The organism is Paenibacillus sp. JCM 9796, assembly GCF_055379675.1.
The window spans coordinates 5,178,110-5,201,472 of sequence record NZ_AP043723.1; the positions used below are offsets into that span (position 1 = coordinate 5,178,110).

The 23,363-nt window shown below is 55.6% G+C and carries 24 protein-coding genes; 18 read left to right on the forward strand and 6 right to left on the reverse strand.

The window, feature by feature from the left end:
• Positions 1–181: 181 nt before the first annotated feature.
• The 6 genes from ACZ439_RS24915 (at position 182) to ACZ439_RS24940 (ending at position 5,755) form a co-directional block, all read left to right on the forward strand.
• Positions 182–1,933, forward strand: a complete 1,752-nt coding sequence (locus ACZ439_RS24915) for a 2-oxoacid:acceptor oxidoreductase subunit alpha (protein ID WP_127604446.1) — start codon at positions 182–184, stop codon at positions 1,931–1,933.
• Positions 1,921–2,787, forward strand: coding sequence for a 2-oxoacid:ferredoxin oxidoreductase subunit beta (locus tag ACZ439_RS24920; protein WP_054799143.1), 867 nt, complete (start codon positions 1,921–1,923; stop codon positions 2,785–2,787). The genes ACZ439_RS24915 and ACZ439_RS24920 overlap by 13 nt, the downstream gene beginning before the upstream one ends.
• Positions 2,788–2,893: 106 nt before the next feature.
• The gene (gene pduL / locus ACZ439_RS24925; protein WP_054799144.1) at positions 2,894–3,466 is read left to right on the forward strand and encodes a phosphate propanoyltransferase; all 573 of its coding nucleotides are present in this window, start codon (positions 2,894–2,896) and stop codon (positions 3,464–3,466) included.
• A 102-nt stretch (positions 3,467–3,568) separates the two neighbouring features.
• The gene (gene miaB / locus ACZ439_RS24930; protein WP_054795808.1) at positions 3,569–5,056 is read left to right on the forward strand and encodes a tRNA (N6-isopentenyl adenosine(37)-C2)-methylthiotransferase MiaB; all 1,488 of its coding nucleotides are present in this window, start codon (positions 3,569–3,571) and stop codon (positions 5,054–5,056) included.
• A 15-nt stretch (positions 5,057–5,071) separates the two neighbouring features.
• On the forward strand, positions 5,072–5,515 hold the full coding sequence (locus ACZ439_RS24935) for a YlbF/YmcA family competence regulator (protein ID WP_127604442.1): 444 nt from the start codon (positions 5,072–5,074) through the stop codon (positions 5,513–5,515).
• 81 nt (positions 5,516–5,596) lie between these two features.
• The gene (locus ACZ439_RS24940) at positions 5,597–5,755 is read left to right on the forward strand and encodes a hypothetical protein (RefSeq protein WP_164751700.1); all 159 of its coding nucleotides are present in this window, start codon (positions 5,597–5,599) and stop codon (positions 5,753–5,755) included.
• 52 nt (positions 5,756–5,807) lie between these two features.
• Here ACZ439_RS24940 and ACZ439_RS24945 read toward each other — a convergent pair whose 3' ends face one another.
• From ACZ439_RS24945 to ACZ439_RS24960, 4 genes are read right to left on the reverse strand one after another with little or no spacing between them, the layout of a single operon-like run.
• The gene (locus ACZ439_RS24945; RefSeq protein WP_236595868.1) at positions 5,808–6,644 is read right to left on the reverse strand and encodes an energy-coupling factor ABC transporter ATP-binding protein; all 837 of its coding nucleotides are present in this window, start codon (positions 6,642–6,644) and stop codon (positions 5,808–5,810) included.
• Positions 6,644–7,384 carry an energy-coupling factor transporter transmembrane component T family protein gene (locus ACZ439_RS24950; RefSeq protein WP_054795809.1) on the reverse strand — a complete coding sequence of 247 codons (741 nt, stop codon included), beginning with the start codon at positions 7,382–7,384 and terminating at the stop codon, positions 6,644–6,646. The genes ACZ439_RS24945 and ACZ439_RS24950 overlap by 1 nt, the downstream gene beginning before the upstream one ends.
• Positions 7,381–7,659, reverse strand: coding sequence for a PDGLE domain-containing protein (locus ACZ439_RS24955; RefSeq protein WP_054795810.1), 279 nt, complete (start codon positions 7,657–7,659; stop codon positions 7,381–7,383). Before ACZ439_RS24955 ends, ACZ439_RS24950 begins: the two co-directional genes overlap by 4 nt.
• On the reverse strand, positions 7,656–8,294 hold the full coding sequence (locus ACZ439_RS24960; RefSeq protein ID WP_054795811.1) for an energy-coupling factor ABC transporter permease: 639 nt from the start codon (positions 8,292–8,294) through the stop codon (positions 7,656–7,658). Before ACZ439_RS24960 ends, ACZ439_RS24955 begins: the two co-directional genes overlap by 4 nt.
• A 175-nt stretch (positions 8,295–8,469) precedes the next feature.
• On the opposite strand from ACZ439_RS24960, the gene nikR reads away from it, so the two are divergent.
• From nikR to hrpB, 4 genes are all read left to right on the forward strand, one after another.
• Positions 8,470–8,934, forward strand: coding sequence for a nickel-responsive transcriptional regulator NikR (nikR, locus tag ACZ439_RS24965; protein ID WP_054795812.1), 465 nt, complete (start codon positions 8,470–8,472; stop codon positions 8,932–8,934).
• A gap of 148 nt (positions 8,935–9,082) precedes the next feature.
• A complete protein-coding gene (locus ACZ439_RS24970; RefSeq protein ID WP_054795813.1) occupies positions 9,083–9,268 on the forward strand; it encodes a hypothetical protein in 186 nt (61 codons plus the stop codon).
• 60 nt (positions 9,269–9,328) lie between these two features.
• Positions 9,329–9,733, forward strand: a complete 405-nt coding sequence (locus ACZ439_RS24975) for a YmaF family protein (RefSeq protein ID WP_464620321.1) — start codon at positions 9,329–9,331, stop codon at positions 9,731–9,733.
• Positions 9,734–9,918: 185 nt separating this feature from the next.
• On the forward strand, positions 9,919–12,429 hold the full coding sequence (gene hrpB / locus ACZ439_RS24980; RefSeq protein WP_464620322.1) for an ATP-dependent helicase HrpB: 2,511 nt from the start codon (positions 9,919–9,921) through the stop codon (positions 12,427–12,429).
• Positions 12,430–12,493: 64 nt separating this feature from the next.
• Here hrpB and ACZ439_RS24985 read toward each other — a convergent pair whose 3' ends face one another.
• A complete protein-coding gene (locus tag ACZ439_RS24985; protein WP_127604431.1) occupies positions 12,494–12,817 on the reverse strand; it encodes a hypothetical protein in 324 nt (107 codons plus the stop codon).
• A gap of 207 nt (positions 12,818–13,024) precedes the next feature.
• On the opposite strand from ACZ439_RS24985, the gene ACZ439_RS24990 reads away from it, so the two are divergent.
• The 7 genes from ACZ439_RS24990 to ACZ439_RS25020 all read left to right on the forward strand — a co-directional run bounded on the left by ACZ439_RS24990 (position 13,025) and on the right by ACZ439_RS25020 (position 22,156).
• A complete protein-coding gene (locus ACZ439_RS24990; RefSeq protein ID WP_127604430.1) occupies positions 13,025–14,281 on the forward strand; it encodes a M48 family metallopeptidase in 1,257 nt (418 codons plus the stop codon).
• A gap of 25 nt (positions 14,282–14,306) precedes the next feature.
• Positions 14,307–14,960, forward strand: coding sequence for a hypothetical protein (locus ACZ439_RS24995; RefSeq protein ID WP_127604429.1), 654 nt, complete (start codon positions 14,307–14,309; stop codon positions 14,958–14,960).
• Between the two features lie 485 nt (positions 14,961–15,445).
• Positions 15,446–17,797, forward strand: coding sequence for an RNA polymerase recycling motor HelD (gene helD, locus ACZ439_RS25000; protein WP_054795817.1), 2,352 nt, complete (start codon positions 15,446–15,448; stop codon positions 17,795–17,797).
• A 141-nt stretch (positions 17,798–17,938) separates the two neighbouring features.
• Positions 17,939–18,820 (forward strand): YihY/virulence factor BrkB family protein, encoded by an 882-nt coding sequence (locus tag ACZ439_RS25005; RefSeq protein ID WP_464620323.1) that lies wholly within the window; start codon positions 17,939–17,941, stop codon positions 18,818–18,820.
• Positions 18,821–18,942: 122 nt separating this feature from the next.
• A complete protein-coding gene (locus tag ACZ439_RS25010; protein ID WP_464620324.1) occupies positions 18,943–19,941 on the forward strand; it encodes an HD domain-containing protein in 999 nt (332 codons plus the stop codon).
• 227 nt (positions 19,942–20,168) lie between these two features.
• On the forward strand, positions 20,169–21,128 hold the full coding sequence (locus tag ACZ439_RS25015; protein WP_054795822.1) for a D-alanyl-D-alanine carboxypeptidase family protein: 960 nt from the start codon (positions 20,169–20,171) through the stop codon (positions 21,126–21,128).
• A 233-nt stretch (positions 21,129–21,361) separates the two neighbouring features.
• Entirely contained in the window at positions 21,362–22,156 is a 795-nt protein-coding gene (locus tag ACZ439_RS25020) for a lipid II flippase Amj family protein (RefSeq protein WP_141333921.1), read from the forward strand.
• 146 nt (positions 22,157–22,302) lie between these two features.
• Here the strand turns inward: ACZ439_RS25020 and ACZ439_RS25025 are convergent, their stop codons facing one another.
• A complete protein-coding gene (locus ACZ439_RS25025; RefSeq protein WP_464620325.1) occupies positions 22,303–22,638 on the reverse strand; it encodes a WGxxGxxG family protein in 336 nt (111 codons plus the stop codon).
• Positions 22,639–22,907: 269 nt separating this feature from the next.
• Here ACZ439_RS25025 and ACZ439_RS25030 point away from each other — a divergent pair, with 269 nt between their 5' ends.
• Entirely contained in the window at positions 22,908–23,303 is a 396-nt protein-coding gene (locus ACZ439_RS25030; protein ID WP_464621165.1) for a DoxX family protein, read from the forward strand.
• The last annotated feature ends 60 nt before the right edge of the window (positions 23,304–23,363 follow it).

Below are 23,363 nucleotides of genomic sequence, written 5' to 3' on the forward strand. Positions count from 1 at the left end.
CTATTTGATATGGATATGATCTAAAATAACTATCTTTACAATTGGGTTAAAACCCTTGCAATTTACCTCTTGACGACTTAAAATTTGGGTGACACCTGAAAGATCTATCGTGGTTTGATCGTCTTTCGGACCGATCAAGGGGTAGCTGCAATGGCAGCGAATTTAAAAGGAGTGGACAACGGTGATTAGCCAATTATCTTGGAAAGTCGGAGGACAGCAGGGGGAAGGCGTGGAGAGTACCGACAAAATTTTCTCTACAGCTTTGACCAGACTGGGGTATTACTTGTATGGATACCGTCATTTTTCCTCGAGGATTAAAGGCGGACATACGAACAACAAAATCAGAATCAGTACGAAACCGATTCGTGCGATTTCCGACGATTTGGACATTCTCGTGGCTTTTGACCAAGAAACGATCGATGTAAATGCACATGAGCTGCGTGAGAACGGCGTTATTATCGCCGATGCAAAAGTGAATCCTGTCGTACCTGAAGGCGTAAAAGCAAGACTGTTCCCGGTTCCGATTACGGCAATCGCCGAAGAGCTTGGCACTTCCTTATTTAAGAACATGGCCGCTTCCGGCGCATCTTGGGCTTTGCTCGGCTTGCCGCTTGAAGTGTTTAATAAAGCAGTAGAAGAAGAATTCGGACGTAAAGGTCCGGCTGTCGTCGAGAAGAACATCGAAGCGGTTCGCAAAGCGGCGGAGTTCGTTCTGAATTTGACTGGAGGACCACTGCCGGAATTCCAATTGGAACCTGCAGACGGCAGACAGAAGCTGTTTATGATCGGGAATGACGCTATTGGCTTGGGCGCGGTCGCTGCAGGCTGCCGTTTCATGCCTGCATACCCAATCACGCCGGCTTCCGAAATCATGGAGTATCTGATCAAAACGCTTCCGAAATTCGGCGGTACAGTGATTCAAACCGAGGACGAGATCGCGGCATGTACGATGGCGATCGGCGCTAACTACGGCGGCGTACGCGCCCTGACGGCTTCGGCAGGTCCTGGTCTTTCCTTGATGATGGAAGCCATTGGCTTGGCCGGTATGACAGAAACGCCTGTCGTTATCGTCGACACGCAGCGCGGCGGTCCTTCCACAGGTCTTCCGACGAAGCAAGAGCAGTCCGACGTCTTCGCGATGATCTACGGCACGCACGGTGAAATTCCGAAAATCGTCTTGTCGCCTTCCTCGATCGAAGAGTGCTTCTATGACACGATCGAAGCGTTCAACCTGGCGGAAGAGTATCAAGTGCCTGTCATTTTGCTGACCGACCTGCAGCTTTCCTTGGGTAAACAAACGAGCGAGCTGCTTGATTACAATAAAATTCAAATCAAACGCGGTTCGCTCCAAACGGGAGAGCTTCCTCCGCTTGAAGACAACAAAATGTTCAAGCGTTATGAGTTTACCGAGAGCGGCGTTTCACCGCGCGTCGTGCCGGGCCAAAAATACGGCATCCACCACGTAACGGGCGTCGAGCACGATCAAGACGGCCGTCCGTCGGAAAGCCCGATCAACCGTAAGAAAATGATGGACAAACGGATGGGCAAACTCAAAAACATCAAAGTCAACAACCCGATTCTCGTGGATGCACCGCATGAAACGCCGGATCTGCTGATCATCGGTATGGGCTCCATCGGCGGTACGATCGACGAAGCTCGCGGCCGTTTGACTAAAGAAGGCTTGAAAACGAACCATGTAACGGTGCGCTTGCTGCATCCGTTCCCGGTTGAGGAACTGAAACCTTATCTGGAGAAAGCGAAGCAAATCGTTGTCGTAGAGAACAACGCAACAGGCCAACTCGCTTCCTTGATCAAATTGAACGTCGGATATGCCGATAAAATTAAAAGCATGCTGAAATACGATGGAAATCCGTTCTTGCCAGCCGAAATCACAAAATTTTGTCAGGAGTTGAACCTTGTATGGCAACGTTAAAAGACTTCCGCAACAATATCAAACCGAACTGGTGTCCAGGGTGCGGGGACTTCTCCGTACAAGCGGCGATTCAAAGAGCGGCTGCCGGCGTGGGTCTTGAGCCTGAACAGCTTGCCGTTGTCTCGGGTATCGGATGCTCCGGCCGTATTTCCGGCTATATTAACGCTTACGGATTCCACGGTGTGCACGGTCGTTCGCTTCCAATCGCGCAAGGTCTGAAAATGGCTAACCGCGAGCTGACGGTTATCGCTGCTGGCGGCGACGGCGACGGCTTCGCCATCGGGATGGGCCATACGGTCCATGCGATCCGCCGTAACATCAACATTACGTACATCGTCATGGACAACCAAATTTACGGGTTGACGAAAGGTCAAACATCGCCGCGTTCGGCAGAAGGCTTCAAAACGAAATCGACACCGGCCGGTTCGATCGAATCCGCCTTGTCGCCGCTTGAAGTGGCGCTTGCTGCAGGCGCAACGTTCGTCGCACAATCTTTCTCCAGCAACCTGAAACAGCTGACTTCGCTGATCGAAGCAGGCATGAAGCACGAAGGCTTCTCCTTCATCAACGTATTCAGCCCGTGTGTGACGTTCAACAAAGTGAACACATACGAGTGGTTTAAGGAAAATATCGTGGACCTGGAAGAAACACCGGATTACGATCCGTCCAACCGCGTGATGGCGATGAACAAAATCATGGAGACGAACAGCTTGGTGACCGGTTTGATCTACCAAGACAAATCGAAGAAAAGCTATGAAGACCTCGTGTCCGGATTCAAACCGGAAGGTCTTAATAAAGCGAATCTCCAGCTCACCGAGCAAGAGTTTGATAAATTGGTGGCGGAATTCAAATAATTTCATGAATTGTACGCGAGCATACGGCCCAAGCCGTATGCTTTTTATTTTGCGGATGGGTATAATGGGGAAGAGAAGCCATAGAAAGATCAAGGAGAGATGGGACATGAAGCAAGTACCGATCGGCGTTTCCGCGAGACATATTCATTTATCGGCGGAGCATATCGAGGTATTGTTTGGAGCCGGCTACGAACTGAGGGTATTAAAGGAGCTTTCGCAGCCGGGTCAATATGCAGCCAAAGAAACGGTAGCCGTTGTCGGTCCGAAGGGGCGATTCGATAAAGTCCGGATCCTTGGCCCCGCACGTCCGCATTCGCAGCTGGAAGTATCCCGGACCGATGCGTTTGCGCTGGGGATGAATCCCCCCGTTCGCGAGTCGGGGCGCACCGAAGGCACGCCGGGGATTAAGGTGATCGGCCCGGAAGGGGAAGTTGAACTCCAGGAAGGCGTTATTATCGCGGCACGGCACATTCATTTTCATACCGCAGATGCGGCTAAATGGGGCATTCGGGACAAGCAGCTGCTGAAGGTGCGTGTGGAAGGCGAACGTTCGCTTGTGTTCGAGCAAGTGATCGCGCGCGTGTCCGACCAATTTGCGCTCGATATGCATATCGATACGGATGAAGCGAACGCAGCGGGTGTGACAACAGGCGATGTCGGTACGATTTTGTCCGAATAGACTGATTTTCATTCAAGTTCTTTGAAAAACGTGCCGTACTAGTGATATAATAAAGGGTACGATCTTTGCGGCACACTGCAGTTTCAGGAGGAACGCGAGTCTATGACGACAACGAACAAATCGAAGAAAGATTATTCCATATATTTTCAACCGCCTTCCTATTCGGATGCGAAGAAGCGGGGGAAAGAGGACATTGAAGTTCATTACGACTTCAACGTCCCGGAAGATATGAAGGAAATCGGCAAGGACAAGTTTTACTTGATCCAAACGTACGGCTGCCAAATGAACGAGCACGATACCGAGACGATTAAAGGGATGCTGGAGCAGATGGGCTACCGGTCTACCGACGACCGCAAGCAAGCGGATATCATCCTGCTCAACACCTGTGCCGTCCGGGAGAATGCCGAGGATAAAGTGTTCGGGGAGCTCGGGCACCTGAAGCATTTGAAGCTTGAGAAGCCTTCGCTGATTCTTGGCGTCTGCGGCTGTATGTCGCAGGAAGAGGGCGTCGTCAACCGGATCATGAAGAAGCATCCGTTCGTCGACCTTATTTTCGGCACGCATAACATTCACCGGGTGCCGGTGCTGCTCAAGGAAGCGATGTTCAGCCGGGAGATGGTTATCGAGGTATGGTCCAAAGAGGGCGATATTATCGAAAACTTGCCGAAGAAGCGTGAAGGCATTAAAGCCTGGGTCAATATTATGTACGGCTGCGACAAGTTCTGTACGTATTGTATCGTGCCTTACACGCGAGGCAAGGAACGGAGCCGCCGGCCCCAGGACGTCATCGCCGAAGTGCGCGAGCTGGCGCGGCAAGGCTTCAAGGAGATCATGCTGCTCGGTCAGAACGTCAATGCGTACGGCAAGGACTTCGAGGACATCGAATACCGCTTCGGCGACTTGATGGACGATATCAGGAAGATCGATATCCCGCGCGTCCGATTCACGACGTCGCACCCGCGCGATTTTGACGATCATCTGATCGAGGTGCTTGCGAAGAAGGGCAATCTGGTCGAGCATATCCATCTGCCCGTGCAGTCGGGCAACAACGAAATCTTGAAGCGGATGAGCCGCAAATATACGCGGGAGCATTATTTGGAGCTTGTTCGCAAAATCAAGAAGGCGATTCCTGATGTCGTACTTACGTCAGACATTATCGTCGGGTTCCCGGGCGAAACCGACGAACAGTTCGAGGATACGCTCTCGCTCGTGAACGAAGTCGGTTTCGACAGCGCCTTTACGTTTATTTACTCGCCTCGGGAAGGTACGCCGGCCGCTGCAATGCCGGACGATATCCCGGCCGAAGTGAAGAAACAGCGGTTGTACCGCTTGAATGACGCATTGAACGCGATCAGCAAGCAACGCAATGAGCTTTTGAAAGGTCAAACGCTCGAGGTGCTCGTAGAGGGCGAAAGCAAGAACAATGCGAACGTGCTGGCCGGGCGGACGCGTACGAATAAACTGGTTCATTTCGAAGGACCGAAAGAACTGATCGGCCAATTTGTGCAGGTACGGATTACGGAAACCCCGACGTTCTACATCAAAGGCGACTGGGTGCAGGAAGCCGTAACACAACAACTGGGAAGCTAAGGGGCGTGTAAACGGATGGCAGAGCAAAAATATACCGATTGCGGCATGGAATTGTATACGAACACGGAATTGATCGTGCGCGAAGATATTTTGGCGAAAGCGCGGGAATTGGCGGATCTGATTTCGACCTCGAACGAGGTTCAGTTTTTTCAAAAAGCGGAGAAGCAAATTGCGAACAACGATCACATTCAAACGCTGATCAGCGCGATCAAGAAAAAACAGAAGGAAATCGTCGCTTTTCAATCGTTCCAAAATCAGAAAATGGTCGATAAAATCGAAAATGAAATCAATGCGCTTCAGGACGAGCTCGATGCCATTCCGATCGTTAGCGAGTTCAAGCAATCGCAGGAAGACATCAACTACCTGCTGCAGCTGGTCATGAGCGTCATTCGCGATTCGATCTCGGAGAAAATCAATGTCGAAGAAGGCGAAGTCGTCAATTCGAGCTGCTCGGAATAAGCGTTCGAGCGTCATCGACGTATAATCGGAAGCCATGCTGGCTATCCTCACCTTATCCGACAACGATAAGGAGGAACAAGCTTGGACATCGTGAAATTCAAAGTCGATACACATAACGAGGCGGATCGGCAGGCGATCCTGCGGGAGCTTGCCGAGCATACCTCGTTAACGGCAAGCGAGCAGGAGCAACTGTTACAGGAGCTGGACGAGCTCGAAGTGCAGTCTGGCGCAGAACCGTAAGCGTAATCTGCAAAGCAATGAAGAAGACCTCTGAACGCCTGGAGAAGGCGGTTCAGAGGTCTTGCTGTTGACGCAGCCATTGCCGGGCTTCCTCCATCCGGATCGGCATCGATTCGGGCGGGTTCCAGGCAAATGCGGACATCAGCTTCGCAACGGGAGGCAGATCAAGCCGGGCGGAGGCGAGAAGCTCGGGACGACATCCGAACAGCTCCCGCGGCGTCATGCTGCCCAGACAGGCGCCTTCGCGTATGACGATCGCTTGTTCCGCCCATTCTGCGACAAGCTGCATCTGATGGGTGGCGATGACGACGGTTTTCCCGCGCTGCGCGAGCAGTGTTAACACGTCGTGGATCAGGCGCTGTCCTTCGGGATCGAGGAATGCCATCGGTTCGTCGACGATGACCGCCTCCGTATCCATGGCGAGCACGCCGGCGATTGCGACCATTTTCTTCTGTCCGAAGCTGAGCTCGCTGGGATTACGGGCAGCGAGCGGCTCAATGGCGAGCAGCGCCATGCATTCTTCCGCGATCCGGTGTGCTTCATGAACAGGGCGTCCAAGCTGCAGCGGGCCGAAGGCGATGTCGTCCTTCACGGTCATGGAGACGATTTGGTCGTCAGGATCTTGAAAGACGACGCCGACCTTCCGCACCCATTCCGCTTGATTGCTCTTCGTCACCGGCTCGCCCATAATGCGGACGGCGCCGGAGGCGCAGCGAAACAATCCGTTCATGTGGAAAATGAGCGTCGATTTCCCGGCGCCGTTCGGACCGATTAACGCCGTCCGGGAGCCGCGCGGAATTTCGAACGAAATGCCGTTCAAGGCTGCAGGCTGAGCGTCACTGCCGCCGTACCGGTATACGACGTTGTCGAATTGAAACATAGGCTCCATCATCCGATCTCCTTCCATAGCTTGTCCGCAAGGAACAGCAGTGCGACCGGCACGGTCGCGAGCGCCGCTAACGCGCCGTCTGCCGAACGGTAGGCGGGGAGCGGGGATTGCGCAGGTACGCCGCGGTAGCCGCGGGACATCATTCCCCAATAAATACGTTCGGACCGCTGCAGCGATCGCTGTAACAGCAGTCCGAGCAGCCGGGCAAGCTCGAGCGTTTGCCGGTAGTTGAAGTAAGCGCGGAGCCGCAAGCCGCGGCTGCGGCGCGCTTGCATCATGCGGAATGCTTCGTCCCGAATGACGAGAGTAAAACGCAGCGTAAACAGAATCAGTTCGATGAAAATCCCGGGAACTTTTAATCGAAGCAGCGCTTGGAAAAACGAGGGAAGCGGCAGCTCGTGGAAACAAACCGTCAGTGCTTGTACGGTGAAAAGCAGCCTGGCCGCATACACGGCCGCCTTCTCTGCGCCAGCGGCGGACAAGGTTAAGCCGTTCCCAAGGGCAATGCCCGTCCCGCTCTCATACAAGGGGAAAAATAAAAACGAGAACAGGACGAACGGAACGATAAGCCGAGCTCTTCCCCAGAAAGAGCGGAGCGGTACATTTGTCATAATCAGGTAAAGCTGTCCCCAGACAAGCAGCGCTCCGAGTATGTCCAACCGGTTCATGCTGACCGCCATCACGATACAAAGCAAGGTTGCCGCAATCCGGAGCGGGGGATAGCGTACGATGGTCTTCATCGGGTTTTGCGGCTGATCAGCTTGCCCAGCAGCAGAAACAGGACGAATGTCAGCACAGTGCCGAATATACCGGCCAGACTGCCCGAATACCAGCCTTCGACTCCCGGAAAGGTATAGTCCGGAAACCAGGACCCAAGCAGCGTGCCGGCCTGTTCGATATATCCGATTTCCTCACCGGCTTTCTCGAAGCCGTCCGGGTGGCTGGAAGCGAGCAGGGAGACGAAGGCGGCGATCAGCAGCGAAGCGATCAGCCAGAAACGAACCGGTTTGTTCATAAGGAAGCGGTCTCCTTCCCTGGCAAATAAAACGACGAACGCAGCGCGATAGGCAGAACGACGGCTGTGATCAGGCCTTCACCGATCCCAATCCACGTATGCCAGAATACAAGCGCCGCCGCCGCGTCCCCCAAACCTACGACGCCGGACAAGGCAAGCTGCACCGAGGCGGCCAAAGAGACAAGTACGACCGAGCACCAAGCGGATACGAACGCCGCCGCCGCTTTGGGGATGAATGAGAGTTTGCTCAAGAGCTTATGGGTGACGACGGCGAAGGCAGGAGCTAGAATCGCCATGTTCAGCACGTTCGTGCCAAGCGCCGTAATGCCTCCGTCTTGAAAGACGATAGCTTGAATGGCCACAACCACAGTCATGACCAGCGTTGCCGGCCAGAAGCCGAACAGCAGTGCCGCCAGTGCGCCGCCGATCAAATGACCGGAAGCCGCTGCGCCGAGAATCGGAAAGTTGACCATCTGCGAAGCGAAAATAAACGCGGACATGACGCCCATTACCGGTACAGCCCGATAGTCAAGCTGACGGCGCGAGTGCCGGACGCTGCCTGCCAATACCGCAGCCGATACGATGGCGGAAGCGCTCCAAACCGCGGGGGATAAAATCCCGTCCGGGATATGCATCCGTTTCTCCTCCTTCTGTATGTAGGAATATGCATGATTTCAAACCATATCATATCACTGTGCTACTTTTATGTAAATGAATAGCACGATATTCGCACATCAAGGTGGAAGGTTTATTTCTTCAGCGCGCATATGCTAGAATAAACAGAGAGATTGTACGCGTCGAGGTGTAAATATGGAAAAAGACGTCTTAACACGATTTGGCGTGTCGATGCCGGAAGAGCTGATCAAGCAATTCGATCTCTATCTGACGGAACAAGGTTATACGAACCGTTCGGAAGCGATCCGGGACCTCGTCCGGCGGGTCCTCCTTGAACCGGGCGGCATGGATACCGGTCAGCTGGTCGCCGGAACTATCGTGATGGTTTACGACCATCACGCTTTCGAGCTGCCGCTCACCTTGATGGAGCTCCAGCATGATTATCACCATCAGATTATTTCCACGATGCATGTGCATCTGAATCACCATCAATGCATGGAGATTATCGTTGTTCGTGGCATGCTCGGTCAGCTGCATGAGCTTCGGCAGCGTATACAAGTGTTGAAGGGCGTACATTACGCCGAGCTTTCGGTTACGTTCGTCGACAATCACGAAACGCCGCAAGACCCTCACACGCCGCACGGACATTCGCACGCTTAGGCGAACCGATCGGCAATTGTTTCTGGATGGCTTCAATAATTTGTCAAGGAAAAGTCGGCTCCGCTATATGCTTCCTCTTTTATTTATGGTATTTTGTAAACGGTAGGGCATTTGCCCGTAATGTGAAGCAAAGGGGAAGTTATATCGGATGGCGACGATCGTCATGTTAGTTTGTTTGGTTGTGATGGGGTCATTCTTCAGTCTCTCGTTCGTATTGGCCTTTAAGAAGAAGAAAACGGCAGCTATTATGTGGCTGATCGTCGGCTTCGTCAGTGCGTTTCTGTTTTATTACGGGATTTATCAAGGGTGGATTTTGATTCCCGAGCAAAAATAAGGCATGAACGGACGATACTCCCGCGTACAATGTGAAGAAATTCGGCGTGGGGGGGAGTCGATGCGGAAATTTCAGGAGCTGCCCGGGGCCACCGCGCCAAGGCCTCTGGCCCATGCGCATTACGCGGGCGGCTGGACGGACACCGTGCTCGGACATGCGCATTCGCTCGAGCTGTTTACTTATCCGGTGAACGGAAGTGCGGCCGATGGACATGTACATACGTTTCAAGGCCATACGCATATGAGCGCCGGACATTTTCACCGATTCTTCGGTTCTACGGGTCCGGCCATCGCGCTGCCGAGCGGGGAGCATATCCATCGGGTCGAATTCAGGCTGGACGATGAGCCCTTCGAACCGAAAGGGAACTTTTATAAAACGGTGCTTTCGGTGAACCGGCACGTCCATCATTTTGCAGCCGCGTCGGGGCCGGAGATCGGACACGATCTCGGGACTTGGGACGAGTGAGCGGGGAGGAAAGATCTGGCGGCTCCACTTCGGAGAAGCCGGGTCTTTTTGTCGTGGCGTCTTGGCCCAAGCTTCGGCAGCTTAGGCGTCGGCCTGCCGTCTTTTACCTGTAAGTCAGGGTGTTCGGTGAGAGGTCGGCCTATCCTGAAACCATGAGTTGATATTCAGAGCAAGAGGTGACCGGGTTGTTACAATTGCCAATAGATGCACTCATTCCGGACGTTCGCCGTACGCTGTCCGCACATGCGCGGGCGGTGCTGGTGGCGGAGCCGGGAGCGGGGAAGACGACAAGGGTTCCTCTGGCGCTGTTGAACGAGCCCTGGCTGCAAGGACGCAAGATCCTCATGCTGGAGCCGCGGCGTTTGGCGGCGAAGGCAGCGGCGCGTTATATGGCCGAAATGCTGGGGGAGAAGGTCGGTCAAACGGTCGGGTATCGGGTAAGACTGGAGACGAAGGTAAGCGCGCAAACCCGGATTGAGGTTATTACCGAGGGCGTGCTTACACGTCTGCTGCAGGCCGATCAGGCGCTGGAGGATACGGGCGTCGTCATCTTTGATGAATTTCATGAACGCAGCCTGCAAGCCGATCTCGGTCTGGCCCTTTGCTTGGAGTCGCAAACGGTGCTGCGTGACGATCTGCGGATTCTGGTCATGTCGGCGACGCTCGACGCGGCGGCGGTTAGTGCGCTGATGGGCGATGCGCCTTTATTGGTTAGCGAGGGACGGAGCTATCCGGTCGTCACGCATCATTTGCCGCGTAAACGGGACGAGACGGTTGAGCAGGCGACGGCAAGAGCGATCGAAATGGCGCTTGCGCGGGATGAAGGCGATATTTTGGCCTTTTTGCCGGGAGCGCGGGAAATCCGGCGTGTCGAAGCCATGTTGTCAGGTTTGAAAAGGGTTCCGGGCATTCGTATCGCGCCTCTGTACGGCATGCTGCCGCAGCAAGCGCAGGAGGCAGCGCTGCAGCCCGGACAACAGGGAGAGCGGAAGATCGTGATCTCGACGCCGATCGCCGAGACGAGCTTGACGGTCGAAGGCGTGCGCATTGTCGTCGACAGCGGCTTGATGCGTGTGCCGCGGTTTTCGCCGCGCACCGGCATGACGCGTCTCGAAACGGCCAAGGTGTCGCGGGCGTCCGCCGATCAGCGGCGAGGACGCGCCGGCCGGCAGGCGCCGGGCGTCTGCTACCGGCTATGGTCGGAAACGGAAGACCGGGCGCTGGCGGAGCATCGTACGCCGGAGATCGCCGAAGCCGATTTGGCCCCGCTTGCCCTGGAGCTGGCCGCCTGGGGAGTCGCGGATCCCGGAGCGCTCCAATGGTTGACGCCGCCGCCGGCTGCCGCCTATGCGCAAAGCGTCGAGCTCTTGAAGCAGCTCGGCGCGTTGAATGCGAGCGGCGCTCTTACCGGGCACGGCCGGCAGATGGCCGAGCTGGGGATGGAGCCCCGTCTCGCGCATATGGTGCTCCGCGCGATTCCGCTTCACCTGGGGGAGATGGCCTGCGAACTGGCCGCTATGCTGCAGGAGCGGGATGTGTTCGGCGGCGACCGGCAGGGCGACGATGCGGATATTCGGCTGCGATTCGCCGCGCTGCACGATTTTGCGAGGCAAGCCCAGGCTGCGCAGGGGACGGCTGCCGACGCGGCGGTCAAACGGCGCGTTCTGGAGGAAGCGGCGCAGTGGAAGCGGAGGCTTGGCTTAAGCGGTGCGACTAGCGCGGACAAGGACGCAAACTGCGGGCTGCTGCTTGCGCTGGCTTACCCGGATCGAATCGGGCAAAACCGCGGGGACGGACGGTTTATTCTCAGCGGAGGGCGCGGAGCGGTGTTCGGCAAGCCGCAGCAGTTGTCGCAAGAGGCTTATCTGGTGGCTGCCGAGTTGGACGATCAGGGAACGGACAGCCGCATCCGGCTTGCCGCACCGCTAACCTTGGACGACCTGTACCGGCACTTTGACGAACTCATCGTCCGGGAAGCGGTTGTCCGATGGGACGACCAAGCCCGTAATGTGCGGGCGCGCAAACGCGAACGGCTCGGTGCGCTGCTGCTGAAAGAAACGGTATGGCCGAATCCGGAGCAGGGCGAGGTCGTCCAAGCGCTGCTCGAAGGTGTGCGTACGGAGGGCCTCGACCTGCTGACGTGGACCAAACCGGCGAAGCAGCTGCGTGAACGGCTTGCTTTCATGCATCGCCATGCGCGCGGGGACGGCTGGCCGGACGTTTCCGATGAAGCGCTGCTGGAGGGGCTGGACGAATGGCTGGCGCCGCATCTGTACGGGATGAAGCAGCGCGAAGATCTGCAGCGGCTGCAGCCTGCCTCGCTGCTCGAAGGCATGCTGTCCTGGCCGCAGCGTCAAGCGCTGGAGCAGGATGCGCCTACGCACGTAACCGTGCCCAGCGGCTCGCGCATTCCGATCGACTACAGCGATCCGGATGCGCCGGTGCTGGCCGTGCGGCTGCAGGAGATGTTCGGGCTGCAGCATACGCCGCGATTGGCCGGTGGCCGGGTGCCGGTTGTTCTGCACCTGCTGTCGCCGGCACACCGTCCGGTGCAGGTGACGCGGGATTTGGCCAGCTTCTGGCGGGATGCGTACTTCGAGGTGAAGAAAGATCTGAAGGGCCGGTACCCGAAGCACGTCTGGCCGGACGATCCGCTGGCGGCGGCCCCGACGAATCGGGCCAAGCCGCGAAGCTGAAGGCATAAAGAGAAGAGACCGCCCGGCACGATGGCCAGGGCGGTCTCTTTCGAGATTGGAATTGTTATTTTACGCGGTACGTGAAAGACTTTGCTTGGGCAGTCCGGAACAAATACCAGCCGCCGATGATCATGGCTGCCGAGATCAGCAGCGCGATAAATTTAGGCAGCCAGTAGAGCAGCAGTACGCCGCCTGCGATGAGGCCGAGCACGCTGCAAATTTTTTTCAGCGCGTTGTCCGCTGTTCGGAGAAAGCGAAATCCGAAGTACAGCAGAATGAAAGCTAAGGCGTACGAGATAAACGCTTCAAACCCGCCCCAAACAAATAATGTGCATACGCCAAGCAATCCCAGCGCGATGCCTCCGATCGATCTGCCGTTCCATACCATATTGTTCTTCACCTGTCCTTTATTCAGTAGTTCGTCATAGGTTTATTGTAAACGATTTAGGCGCAATCGGAAACCGTCCGAAGACGGACGCTAAGCTGGACCTAGGTCGGGGTTGCGTATGATGCGCGTAGGAGGGGAAGCCGCGTTGCAACAACAGAGTCCGAACAGGTTATAATGGACGTATATCCCATTTAAAGGAGGTCGGTTATGCAGGCGCAAACCTCTTGGCGAAAAAAATTCGCGGTTGCTTTTATCATTTACGCTGCTGCGATTGGTCTCTACCTCGCTGCGGCGACAATCCATCCGATTCCGGAAGCTTACCGCGGAACGGCGGCCGATCCCGCCACGTTCCTCGATCCGGCGAAATACAGGCAGAGCCTCCTATATTCGGCACAGCGGAACTGGATTTTTTTCATCAGTTATCCATGGGAATGGGCTGTTTATTTGTACCTCTTGTTCAGTCGAAAAGGGGCGGCTTGGCAATCCAGGCTGGAGCAATCGCCGAAGCTTCGGAAGTTCACGCTGCCGTTATTTGTGCTGCTGCTGCAAGGCTTCGTGTTCCTATGCTTTTTGCCGCTTCGGGTGCTCAGCTATATGTTATCGCGAACGAACGGCATCTCGACCCAAGGATGGGGGAGCTGGCTGCAGGACCGGGCCGTCGACTTTGGCGTTAACTATGTGCTGATCGTGATCGTGGCTTCCGTCGCTTTCCTGATTATGCGAAAGGGCGGGCGCTGGTGGCTGAAGCTGTGGCTGCTGTCGATTCCGTTCACGCTGTTTATGATGTACATCCAGCCGGTCGTCATCGACCCGCTCTATAATCAATTCAACCGGCTGTCCGATCCGCAGCTGGAAGCGAAAATTTTGTCGCTTGCGGACAAAGCGCACATCCCGGCCGAGCGCGTGTATGAAGTCGATATGTCGGAGAAAACGAACGCCTTGAACGCGTATGTGAGCGGCATCGGGGGGAGCTTGCGGATCGTGCTGTGGGATACTACGCTTCAGCGTCTGAACGAGCCGGAAATTTTACTGATCATGGCGCACGAAATGGGGCATTATGTGAAGCATCACTTGGAGTGGAGCGCGATCGGTGCCGTCGGCTCCAGCTTCGTGCTTCTGTGGGCCGGGAGCTTCGCCATTCGCCGTTTGCTGAAGCGATACGGCGATGACTGGGGCATCCGCCGTCTGCATGAGCCTGCTGCGCTGCCGGCGGTGCTGCTGCTCATCTCGGTGCTCACCTTCGTCTCCCTGCCGGTCAGCAATGCCGTTTCCCGGCAAGCGGAGCATGCGGCCGATATCTATGCGTTTCAGCTGATCGGCAGCAAGGAGGGGGCCGTCACGATGTATCAGAAGCTGGCCGAATCGTCATTAAGCGAAATGAATCCGCCGTTGCTCGTCAAGCTGTTTCGCTCCACCCACCCGAGCCTGATGGACCGCATTTTATATGCCCAAGATGCGCCGTAGACGTCATATTGTGTTGATGCCGGGTATGGCTACAGCGCCTCGCTTTATGGATGCGATCGGCGAAGCGCTCGCCGATCGGCTGAAGGCGCATGGCGATGATCGCCCCTCGGTGCAGACGGTGTTTCCTTATGGTGACTGGGGACGGCATCTTGTGCTGCAGCTTCGCGAAATCTCCGTCGACCTCGGCTTGTCCCCGGGACGCGCCGAGCGTTCTATCGGCGCCAGACGTATCCGGGCCGAGCTGCAGGAGTTAACGACGCTGGAAGAAGTGCTTATCGTCGGTCATAGCGGCGGTGGCGTAGCAGGGCTTCACGTATCGCGGTGGCTGCGGAAGGAGTTTCCGCACCTGCGCCTTCGCAACGTGCTCGTCGGATCGCCCAAATGCCGGGTGCTGCCTGACGAGCAGCATGCGGTTCTGGCGATCCGGGCGTCATCCCTTGACGGCCGAACCGTCGACCCCGTCGGACGGCTCGGCAGCTGGGGCGGATGGGAACGGACCCTGCTGGGTCTTGTCCGGTGGAACCGCTGGAAGTTCGCACCGCAGACGCGTATCGAGCTGCCGATCGTCGGCGGGCATCCGGATTATTTTCGCGGGTATGCGCCGTATGTGGATGAGACGGGGATGTCGAACCTGGAGAAAACGGCAGGATGCATCGAGAATTGGTTATCTGCCCATTAATCGCGGGGGGCGTGGAGCAGAGCGTAATAGCGTTCCGCTGCACAGCAGGATAATGAAAAAAAACGACCTGAATCAGGTCTCGAATTAGGTAGGGGTCGCCGGCTTGGCGGGGGGCGGTGCGAGTTTGGCCTGTTCCCCGCACCCGGCGTATTTTTTGTCAAAAGGCCGCGTTTGGTGCGGTTGCCCGGGAAATGAAGATTAGGAAATAAGGGAAATACGGAAAATACGGAAATCCAAGAGATCCAAGAGATCCAAGAAATCCAAGAAATCCAGCCTCTGCTGGAAGCAAAAAAAGAACGATTACGGAATCGTTCTTCGACGTTTACAAATATGAAATTGATTTACATGCCGGGCCGTGTTAAAATCAAATATAACGCTTGAAAATGTAAAGATAAATAATCATATTTATCTAATTTAATATTACCACAATAAAAAGCCCGTGTCAAGCGTTTCCCCTCACATTTTTTTATTAAAGGAGAAGTCGCATGAATTCCAATGAACATCCGCAATGGCAAGAGGAACAACAACGCGTCCGTCACGTGGCGGCGGAAATCCGGGAACGGATCGGATCGCTGCAGGAACAGCTTGGCGCGATTCGCTCCGATATCGTCACGCTCCGCACACACTTCTGGGACGATGTAACGGTTAACTTCGAGGATGCGGCCGAAGCGGCCGAAACGTATGCGAGCATGAAGCAGCAGGCCGAGGTATTGTCCGAGCGGGAACGCAGTCATAAGCATGCCCGGGCGCAGCTGCTCGTTCTGGAGCGGCTGAAAGACTCCCCTTACTTCGGGCGCATTGATTTTCGCGAAGACGGAGAATCCGCTGCCGAGCGAATCTATATCGGCATCGGCTCGCTTCTTGAGAAATCGGGCGAGACCTTCCTGATTTACGACTGGCGCGCTCCCGTCTCCGGCATGTATTACGATTATGCGCCCGGCCCTGCGCAGTACGATACGCCGATGGGGCGAATAAGCGGAACGATGGAGCTGAAGCGGCAGTACATGATCCGGGGCGGCGAGATCCGCAGTTTGTTCGACACCGGGATTACGATCGGCGACGAGCTGTTGCAGCAAGTGCTGGGCAAGCAGTCGGACACCCAGATGAAAAGCATCGTCGCGACGATCCAAAAGGAGCAAAACTCCGTTATCCGCGACACCAGCAGCAAGCTTCTTGTCGTTCAAGGAGCGGCAGGCAGCGGGAAGACGTCCGCCGCTCTGCAGCGGGTTGCTTATTTGCTGTATCGGTATAGGGAGACGTTAAGCGCCGAGCACATTTTATTGTTTTCGCCGAACCCGATGTTCAACAGCTATGTGTCGACCGTCTTGCCCGAGCTGGGCGAAGAAAACATGGAGCAGACGACGTTCCAGGAATACGTTGAGTTCCGTCTTGGAGATGCGTTCGACATTGAGGATCCGTTCCGCCAGCTGGACGATGCGTTGACGATGATGGACACGGCCGATTATGACGTGCGTATGGAGAGCATTAAGTTTAAAGCGAGCCTCTCGTTCCTGCAGGTCATGGAAAGGTATGTGAACGGTTTGAAGGAGGAAGGACTTGTTTTCAAACCCGTTATGTTCCAAAACCGCGAGCTGATCGGTGCGGAGGCGATGCGTCAGCAATTTTATGCGTACGACCCGAGCTGGTCGATTCCGAACCGGCTGCGCCAGCTGGTTGAATGGCTGCAGCAGCAGCTCAAACAATTCGCGCGGGCCGAGAAGCGCAAGCCATGGGTCGAGGACGAAATTGAGCTGCTCGATCAGGACGCTTACATGGAAGCGTATGAGGCGCTGCGCCGCAAGAAACGGTTTACCGAAGAGTCGTTCGACGATTTCGAACAGGAAAAGGCAGCTTTGGCCGCGATGGTTGTCAACGAGCATTTTAAGCCGCTGCGCAGCTGGGTGAAACGGCTCAAATTTGTCGATCTGCCGGCGACGTACGCTGCGTTATTCGCCAGTCCCCGGAAAGCTCTCGATTGGGCCGGCGAAGCGGGGCTGCCCGGATGTTGGCCGGCGGTTTGCGCTCTAACCCTTGATCGGTTGAAGCGTGGAGAGCTGGCGAACGAGGACACGACGCCGTTGTTGTATTTGAAGGACCGCATCGAAGGCGCGCACCGCAATCTGAAGGTGCGGCATGTGTTTATTGATGAAGCGCAGGATTATTCGCCGTTCCAATTCGCGTATTTGATGCAAATGTTCCCGAGCAGCCGATGGACCGTGCTGGGCGATTGGAATCAAGCGATTCACGTACAGGCGGCGGACCGCGACCGGTTCGGCGATTTGATCGCGCTGTTCGGCGAGGAGCAGTCCAAACGTATCGTGTTCACCAAAAGCTACAGGTCGACCCGGCAAATCGTCGAATTTACGCGCGGGATGCTGGTCGGAGGGCAGGTTATTGAGCCGTTCAACCGCGACGGTCTCCTGCCGACGGTAACTTATGCCCCCGATCTTGGCGCCATGCGCGAACAAATCGTACGGCAGCTTGAGACACTGCTCGAAGAAGGGCACCGAACGCTTGCCGTTATTTGCAAAACGGCGGCCGAAAGCCAGGACACGTATGCGGCGCTGAAAGAGCGCTTGCCGGTTCGGCTGATCAGTACGGAGACGGTTACGTTCGAGCCCGGCCTGCTGGTCATCCCCGCCTATTTGGCCAAAGGGGTGGAGTTCGATGCGGTTATACTGCATAACGCCTCGGAGGAACGGTACGGGCGGGAGAGCGAAAGACGTTTGTTTTACACGGCATGTACGCGGGCCATGCATGAGCTGCACTTGTTCCATACAGGGAAAGTAAGCCCCTTTGTGGCGCAAACGCCGCCGGAAACTTATATAAAGCGCTGATGCGGAAAACGGCCGGTCTATTCAGAACCGGTCGTTTTTGCGTCAGCCGGGAAGAAATCGGTTATAGTGAATAAAATAAAGTCTACGGACTATGCTGGTAAGGAAGCCCAAATTAACGATTGAAGGAGGTGCGGGAGTCGGATGAAGAAAAAAAACGTTTTTTTTCAAACCTTAATTTGCCGGTTTCAAGATGACGATGTGTCGGCGTTGGCCGCTCAATTGACTTATTATTTGATCCTGTCGTTCTTCCCGTTTCTCATCTTCGTCGCGGCACTGCTTAGTTTTACCCGTTTTTCGGCTATAGACGCGCTCGAGCGGTTAAGCTTGTTTTTACCGGAGATGTCCAATCAGACGATCTCGGAGGTTTTTTATGAAATCGAGCAGACCCGCAGCGGCTCGCTGCTTTCGTTCGGATTGATCGCGGCGCTCTGGTCGGCGTCCAACGGCGTCAATGCGATTATTAAGGGACTTAACAAGGCGTACGATGAAGAGGAGAACCGCCCGTTCTGGCTCGTCCGTTCGATGTCGCTGCTGACGACGGTCGTTCTTGCGGTTGCGATCCTGTTAAGCTTCAGCATGCTCGTGTTCGGCCGGATGATCGGCGAATGGATTTATCATACGGCACATTTGCCGGGCGATTTCTCGCAGTTATGGGGATGGGTTCAGTATGCAATCCCGCTCGTCGTGTTATGGACGATGTTCGTGCTGTTATATTCGTACTTGCCAAATGTGCGGCTAGGGTATAAAGCGGTCATTCCGGGCGCGATCTTTGCGACCGGCAGCTGGATTGTCGTCTCGATGCTGTTCTCCTTCTACGTGAATCACTTTGACAGCTATTCGAGAATGTACGGCAGCATCGGAGGGATCATCGTTCTGCTGACCTGGTTGTACTTATCGAGCATGATTATATTGTTGGGCGGCCAAATCAACGCAACGCTTCATTTTATGAAGACAGGCAGGGAGAAGCCGCCGTGCAAAGCGTTCTCGTTGTCGCTTTTCGGATGGAGTCGTAAGTCAACGTGAATGAAGTTAATTACATGAATTATTAATTACATTAATTAAAATCCGGCAAAACTGCAAGGAGTAGACGCCATGTCTTCGCCGCCGTATAATAAGATTTCATCTTTTTGGCGGGAGGCCCCTATATGAACCATGGAAAAGATCGCTATGTCAGACAGCCGGCGAACGCAAGCACCTGCTGGGAGCCGATGTATCGCTTGGACGTGCCGCTCGACCCGCTTGAGCGGGGGCTGCTTATGACGGGCGAACTATGGCGGCTGCATCGCGTATCCCATTTCGGAGCGGCCGCTTTAGCCAGTCCGGTCAAACACTCGCGGTACGAGCATACGTTAGGGGTATGGGCGCTCGCCAAGACGTTTTTCCCGGAATGGCGCGAGCTGCATGCGGCGGCGCTGCTGCACGATATCGGCCATCTGCCTTTCTCTCACGCGGTGGAGAAAGCGATCGGGCAAGATCACCATCGCATGACCGAACAATTGATCTTGTCGGCGCCGATAGCCGGTTTGCTGAGCAAACACGGCTTGTCCGCATCGGATATCGTCGACTTACTGAATACCGACTCCCCGTTGGCGCACCGATCCGGTTTTTTGGGCTTGGATCACCTGGACAGCTTCCTGCGCGACACGCATGCAGCAGGCTTGTACGATCGGCATCCGGCGGAGCTGATCCGAAACATTCGTTTCGAAGGCCATGTTGTGAGCACCGATGAAGAGACGGCCTCTCATATACTGGAAGCCGTTGTTCGCGATCACCGCATATTCCTGCATCCGTACCATCTGGCCCTGGATGCGCTGCTGTCGAAGGCCGTGCTGGGTCTCATTCGCGAAACGCCCTGTTTCGCGGAGGAGATCCGGACGATGACGGACGACCGGCTGCTGGTTCGATTCGAGTCGTCCGGGGACGACGAGGTTCGGGCCATGGCGAAGGTGCTGTTTCATCAACCGCATCGGCTCCGCCCGAGTGAGGCGCATGCCCCGCATGCGATTCGGGCGGAAGTCCGCAAGCTGTATCCGAAGCAGCCGCTCGTCAATGGCGTTCCGCTCACCGAGCTGCGGGATGATGCGAAGCTTCTCCTGCAGGAGCTGGAATCGCTGCGCGGCGTGTTCTTTTACCGGATCGATTAGCCGCCGCGTTCGTCGGGAAGGGAGAGTTCTGATCGGCAGATGCAGGGAATCGGATCGCTTGAAGCGTCTCTACAGAGAAGAGGCGCTTTTTGTATTGCCAATCATACCGATACGACCTCAAAAAAATTTGCAGCCTTTATTCAGCGGAACATACAGTTGTGACGTCTATATTAGAGTAAGGCTCAAATCTTGGTCGAAAATGTTGAAGCATGGAGGAGTATTGCGTCATGAAATGGATTCGCCGCATGTTGTTAATTGGCATAACCGCCGTTATCCTGGCTATAGGTTGGCCGCACCTCGACCGCCTGAAGCCGGCAGCGGCCTTCGCGTGGCGCTCCGTCAGCAGCGGGGAATTTCTGAAGCCGGGCCCCGTCATTCAGGGGGAAGCCGCCGCGCTCGTGAATGGGGAGACGGGGGAACTTCTGTTCAGTAAACGGGCAAGCGAACGCATGTACCCCGCAAGCACGACGAAAGTGATGACGGCGCTTATCGCCTTGGAACGGTTGAAGCCGGAAGATCGGATTACGGTTGGCGACGAGGTGAGCTTGCGTACGCCCGGTGAAAGCTCCGCAGGACTGACCGCCGGTCAAAAGCTGACGCTGCGCGATCTGATCGCGGCCATGATGCTGCCGTCCGGCAACGACGCCGCCCGCACGGTCGCCGTCCATGTGGCCCGCAAATCGTGCGGCGCCAAGCTGAAGACGCGGGAAGCGATGAACTGCTTTGCGAAGCTGATGAACGAACGGGCGAAGCAGCTGGGGGCGGACGACTCCCACTTCGTCAATCCGCACGGGCTGCACGACCCTGACCATTATTCGACGGCTCGCGATCTTGCGATCATCGCCGTGAAGGCGATGGAGCAGCCGGAGTTTCGCCGCATCGTAGCAGAGCCCGAGCATCGGGTTGCAGGCAGCGCGGGGGCCGGTTCTGCGGTTTCGAGCAGCGGTTCCCCGGCCCCGCAGCGCTATACGAACCGCAATTTGCTGGTGCAGCCGAGCGGCGGTTATTATTTTCAAGGCGCTAACGGGGTGAAAACCGGATTTACCGATGAAGCCGGCTATTGTTTGGTCGCTTCGGCTCAACGCGGCGGCACTCAACTGATCTCCGTCGTGCTGCGGTCGACGCAATCGGAAGTCTGGACCGATTCGACAGCGCTGTTGACGTACGGTTTCGGGAAATCGTCGTAACGCGTAGAATTGCGGCGCATGCAAAACCGCCGAATGACGGCTTATTTACATTCGGTACCGAATTCGATATAGTGTCTGTAACTGCTGGAAAGTTATTCCTAATGGACGAGCTTGCCGTATTCATTCGGGGGTGTGAACCGGACACCGGGTTCGGTTCCGGCAGTCGGACAGAAAGGACTGTCGGAGGAGACGCAGTACAACGATGTCTTAGGCGGGATGGGAGAGGGAGTCCGGTGATCAGTACGTTGATGTGGGTGTGCATCCTTACTCTGGTGATTCATAGCGTTGAAACGCTGTCTTACGCCATCCGGTTGTCGGGCGTACGCGCCGGGAAGCTGGCTGTCGCGCTATCCATAACGGGGGTCGTCGTGCTTGTGTCGCGTACCGCGAATTTGATTCAAGCGCCGTTAACGGCGAAGCTGATCGACCAGGCGAAAGGCAGCGAATCGTTTCCGCTGGAAACGTATTTCAGATACATTTTGGGCGCATCTTCGCTCGGGACGCTGGTCGCGATTGCGCTGTTTCCGACCTTCGTCTTTTTGTTCGCGAGGGTCATTGCGCATTTGGAAATCGAGGGCTCGATCCCGAAGCTGATCTCCAGCGTCACTGTCGATAAAATCAGGCACGCGAAGCATCACCTGCGCAAACCGCGTCTTTCCATGCTGCGCAGTCTCCGATATTACGGCATTCCGAAGCGGCTGCTCGTCTTAAACGCCGTCGTCACCGCAATCTATACGGTAGGCGTCCTGTCTTCGTTGTATGCGGCTCATCTGGTACCGGCCTACAGTATGACGGCATCGCAATCGTCCGGACTCATCAACGGAATTGCGACGATTATGATGACGGTGTTTGTCGACCCTCAGCTGGCGCTCATTACGGATAAAGCGATTGCGAACGCCGAGGCGCGGAGCAAGCTCGGACGTATTTTCGGCCTGCTGATGATTTCGCGGTTTGCGGGCACGCTGCTTGCGCAGCTTTTTTTCTTACCGGGTGCGTACTGGGTCAGTTTGGTAGTACAGTGGCTGTAACATGGAGGCACTCGACGTTAGCGGGGAATTGACGCACGGATTGATGGATGGAGGATGACCGGGAATGGAGAACAGGATGCATTCGCCGCTGGGCCCCTTGGCCATTAATGTACGGATTCGAACCCGAAAAAGCAGCCCGTGATGCATTAACTTTCGTTCCGACCCCGTCTTCCGGCAAGCCCGCACAGCCCGAGCAAACCGAGCAGCCCCCAGTTGGCCCGGCTTGTGGCGTCGGCTGCATTCGTCTGGAAAGCTTGAATCCCGCCGTAGGGAAGAGGAGTTCCTCCGAGGCCTGGCGGTACGAAGCCCGGCGTACTGCCGGATCGACCGAGCTCCGCCGTACGGTCGAGGCCGGCGCCGGCCGGGCTTGCTGGCGCGGCTGCGAGGGGCGTTATCTGCAGCGCAGCAGCGAAAGATGTCGTCACAGGCACGGACGCAGACAGAGCGGCGAACACGATGAAAAAGAACCAGCTTTTCAACATTCAACATGACCTCCGTTAGCCGGGGAACCCATTTTTCTGATAGCATTCCCCAATTCGCCTGCGCGCTTGCAACATCAATCAAGGAATATTTCGATACCTGTTGACAGCGGTCAAACGATCCGATATATTTATCTTAAATTAAAGATAATTCGACGGGGACGATCGGCCGAAAGGTTGAATTATTTTTATGTATAAATCTTAATATTAAGATTTTATTGCGTAAAGTCTTAACTTTAAGATAAAATAAAACTTTAGGAGGCTTTTTTATGATGATGGACACCGGATTGTTGATCATTCGTTTGGTTGTTGGCTTGACGTTAGCGGCGCATGGCGCTCAGAAGCTGTTCGGCTGGTTCGGAGGCTACGGTCCGAAAGGCACCGGGGGCTGGATGGACTCCATCGGTATCAAGCCGGGCGTACTTATGGCGGTGCTCGCCGGGTTGATGGAGCTCGCAGGCGGCATATTGTTCGCTGCGGGGCTGTTCACACCGGTTGCCGCCGCGTTGATCGCGGTCACGATGCTTGTTGCGATCGTGAAAGTGCACGCTGCTAACGGCTACTGGGTTTCGTCGAACGGATACGAATACAACCTGGTGCTGATTGCTGTTTCAATCGGCATCGCATTCATCGGCGCCGGCGCTTATTCGCTTGACGCGCTGCTGTGAGCTTTGGGCCCGCTGCGCCCGATGGAGCGTAACTCCTCACCTAATACTGTCAAGAGAATG

Excerpts from the sequence above, each read along its gene's own strand:
- ACZ439_RS25025 (WP_464620325.1), bottom strand. The coding sequence starts at position 22,638 with ATGTTGAAAAGCTGGTTCTTTTTCATCGTGTTCGCCGCTCTGTCTGCG.
- pduL (WP_054799144.1), top strand. The coding sequence starts at position 2,894 with ATGAAGCAAGTACCGATCGGCGTTTCCGCGAGACATATTCATTTATCG.
- ACZ439_RS24935 (WP_127604442.1), top strand. The coding sequence starts at position 5,072 with ATGGCAGAGCAAAAATATACCGATTGCGGCATGGAATTGTATACGAAC.
- nikR (WP_054795812.1), top strand. The coding sequence starts at position 8,470 with ATGGAAAAAGACGTCTTAACACGATTTGGCGTGTCGATGCCGGAAGAG.
- ACZ439_RS24990 (WP_127604430.1), top strand. The coding sequence starts at position 13,025 with ATGCAGGCGCAAACCTCTTGGCGAAAAAAATTCGCGGTTGCTTTTATC.
- miaB (WP_054795808.1), top strand. The coding sequence starts at position 3,569 with ATGACGACAACGAACAAATCGAAGAAAGATTATTCCATATATTTTCAA.
- ACZ439_RS24950 (WP_054795809.1), bottom strand. The coding sequence starts at position 7,384 with ATGAAGACCATCGTACGCTATCCCCCGCTCCGGATTGCGGCAACCTTG.
- ACZ439_RS24995 (WP_127604429.1), top strand. The coding sequence starts at position 14,307 with ATGGCTACAGCGCCTCGCTTTATGGATGCGATCGGCGAAGCGCTCGCC.
- ACZ439_RS25015 (WP_054795822.1), top strand. The coding sequence starts at position 20,169 with ATGAAATGGATTCGCCGCATGTTGTTAATTGGCATAACCGCCGTTATC.
- ACZ439_RS25005 (WP_464620323.1), top strand. The coding sequence starts at position 17,939 with ATGAAGAAAAAAAACGTTTTTTTTCAAACCTTAATTTGCCGGTTTCAA.
- ACZ439_RS24970 (WP_054795813.1), top strand. The coding sequence starts at position 9,083 with ATGGCGACGATCGTCATGTTAGTTTGTTTGGTTGTGATGGGGTCATTC.
- ACZ439_RS24945 (WP_236595868.1), bottom strand. The coding sequence starts at position 6,644 with ATGGAGCCTATGTTTCAATTCGACAACGTCGTATACCGGTACGGCGGC.
- ACZ439_RS25010 (WP_464620324.1), top strand. The coding sequence starts at position 18,943 with ATGAACCATGGAAAAGATCGCTATGTCAGACAGCCGGCGAACGCAAGC.
- ACZ439_RS25030 (WP_464621165.1), top strand. The coding sequence starts at position 22,908 with ATGATGGACACCGGATTGTTGATCATTCGTTTGGTTGTTGGCTTGACG.
- ACZ439_RS24955 (WP_054795810.1), bottom strand. The coding sequence starts at position 7,659 with ATGAACAAACCGGTTCGTTTCTGGCTGATCGCTTCGCTGCTGATCGCC.
- helD (WP_054795817.1), top strand. The coding sequence starts at position 15,446 with ATGAATTCCAATGAACATCCGCAATGGCAAGAGGAACAACAACGCGTC.
- ACZ439_RS24975 (WP_464620321.1), top strand. The coding sequence starts at position 9,329 with ATGCGGAAATTTCAGGAGCTGCCCGGGGCCACCGCGCCAAGGCCTCTG.
- ACZ439_RS24985 (WP_127604431.1), bottom strand. The coding sequence starts at position 12,817 with ATGGTATGGAACGGCAGATCGATCGGAGGCATCGCGCTGGGATTGCTT.
- ACZ439_RS24920 (WP_054799143.1), top strand. The coding sequence starts at position 1,921 with ATGGCAACGTTAAAAGACTTCCGCAACAATATCAAACCGAACTGGTGT.
- ACZ439_RS24960 (WP_054795811.1), bottom strand. The coding sequence starts at position 8,294 with ATGCATATCCCGGACGGGATTTTATCCCCCGCGGTTTGGAGCGCTTCC.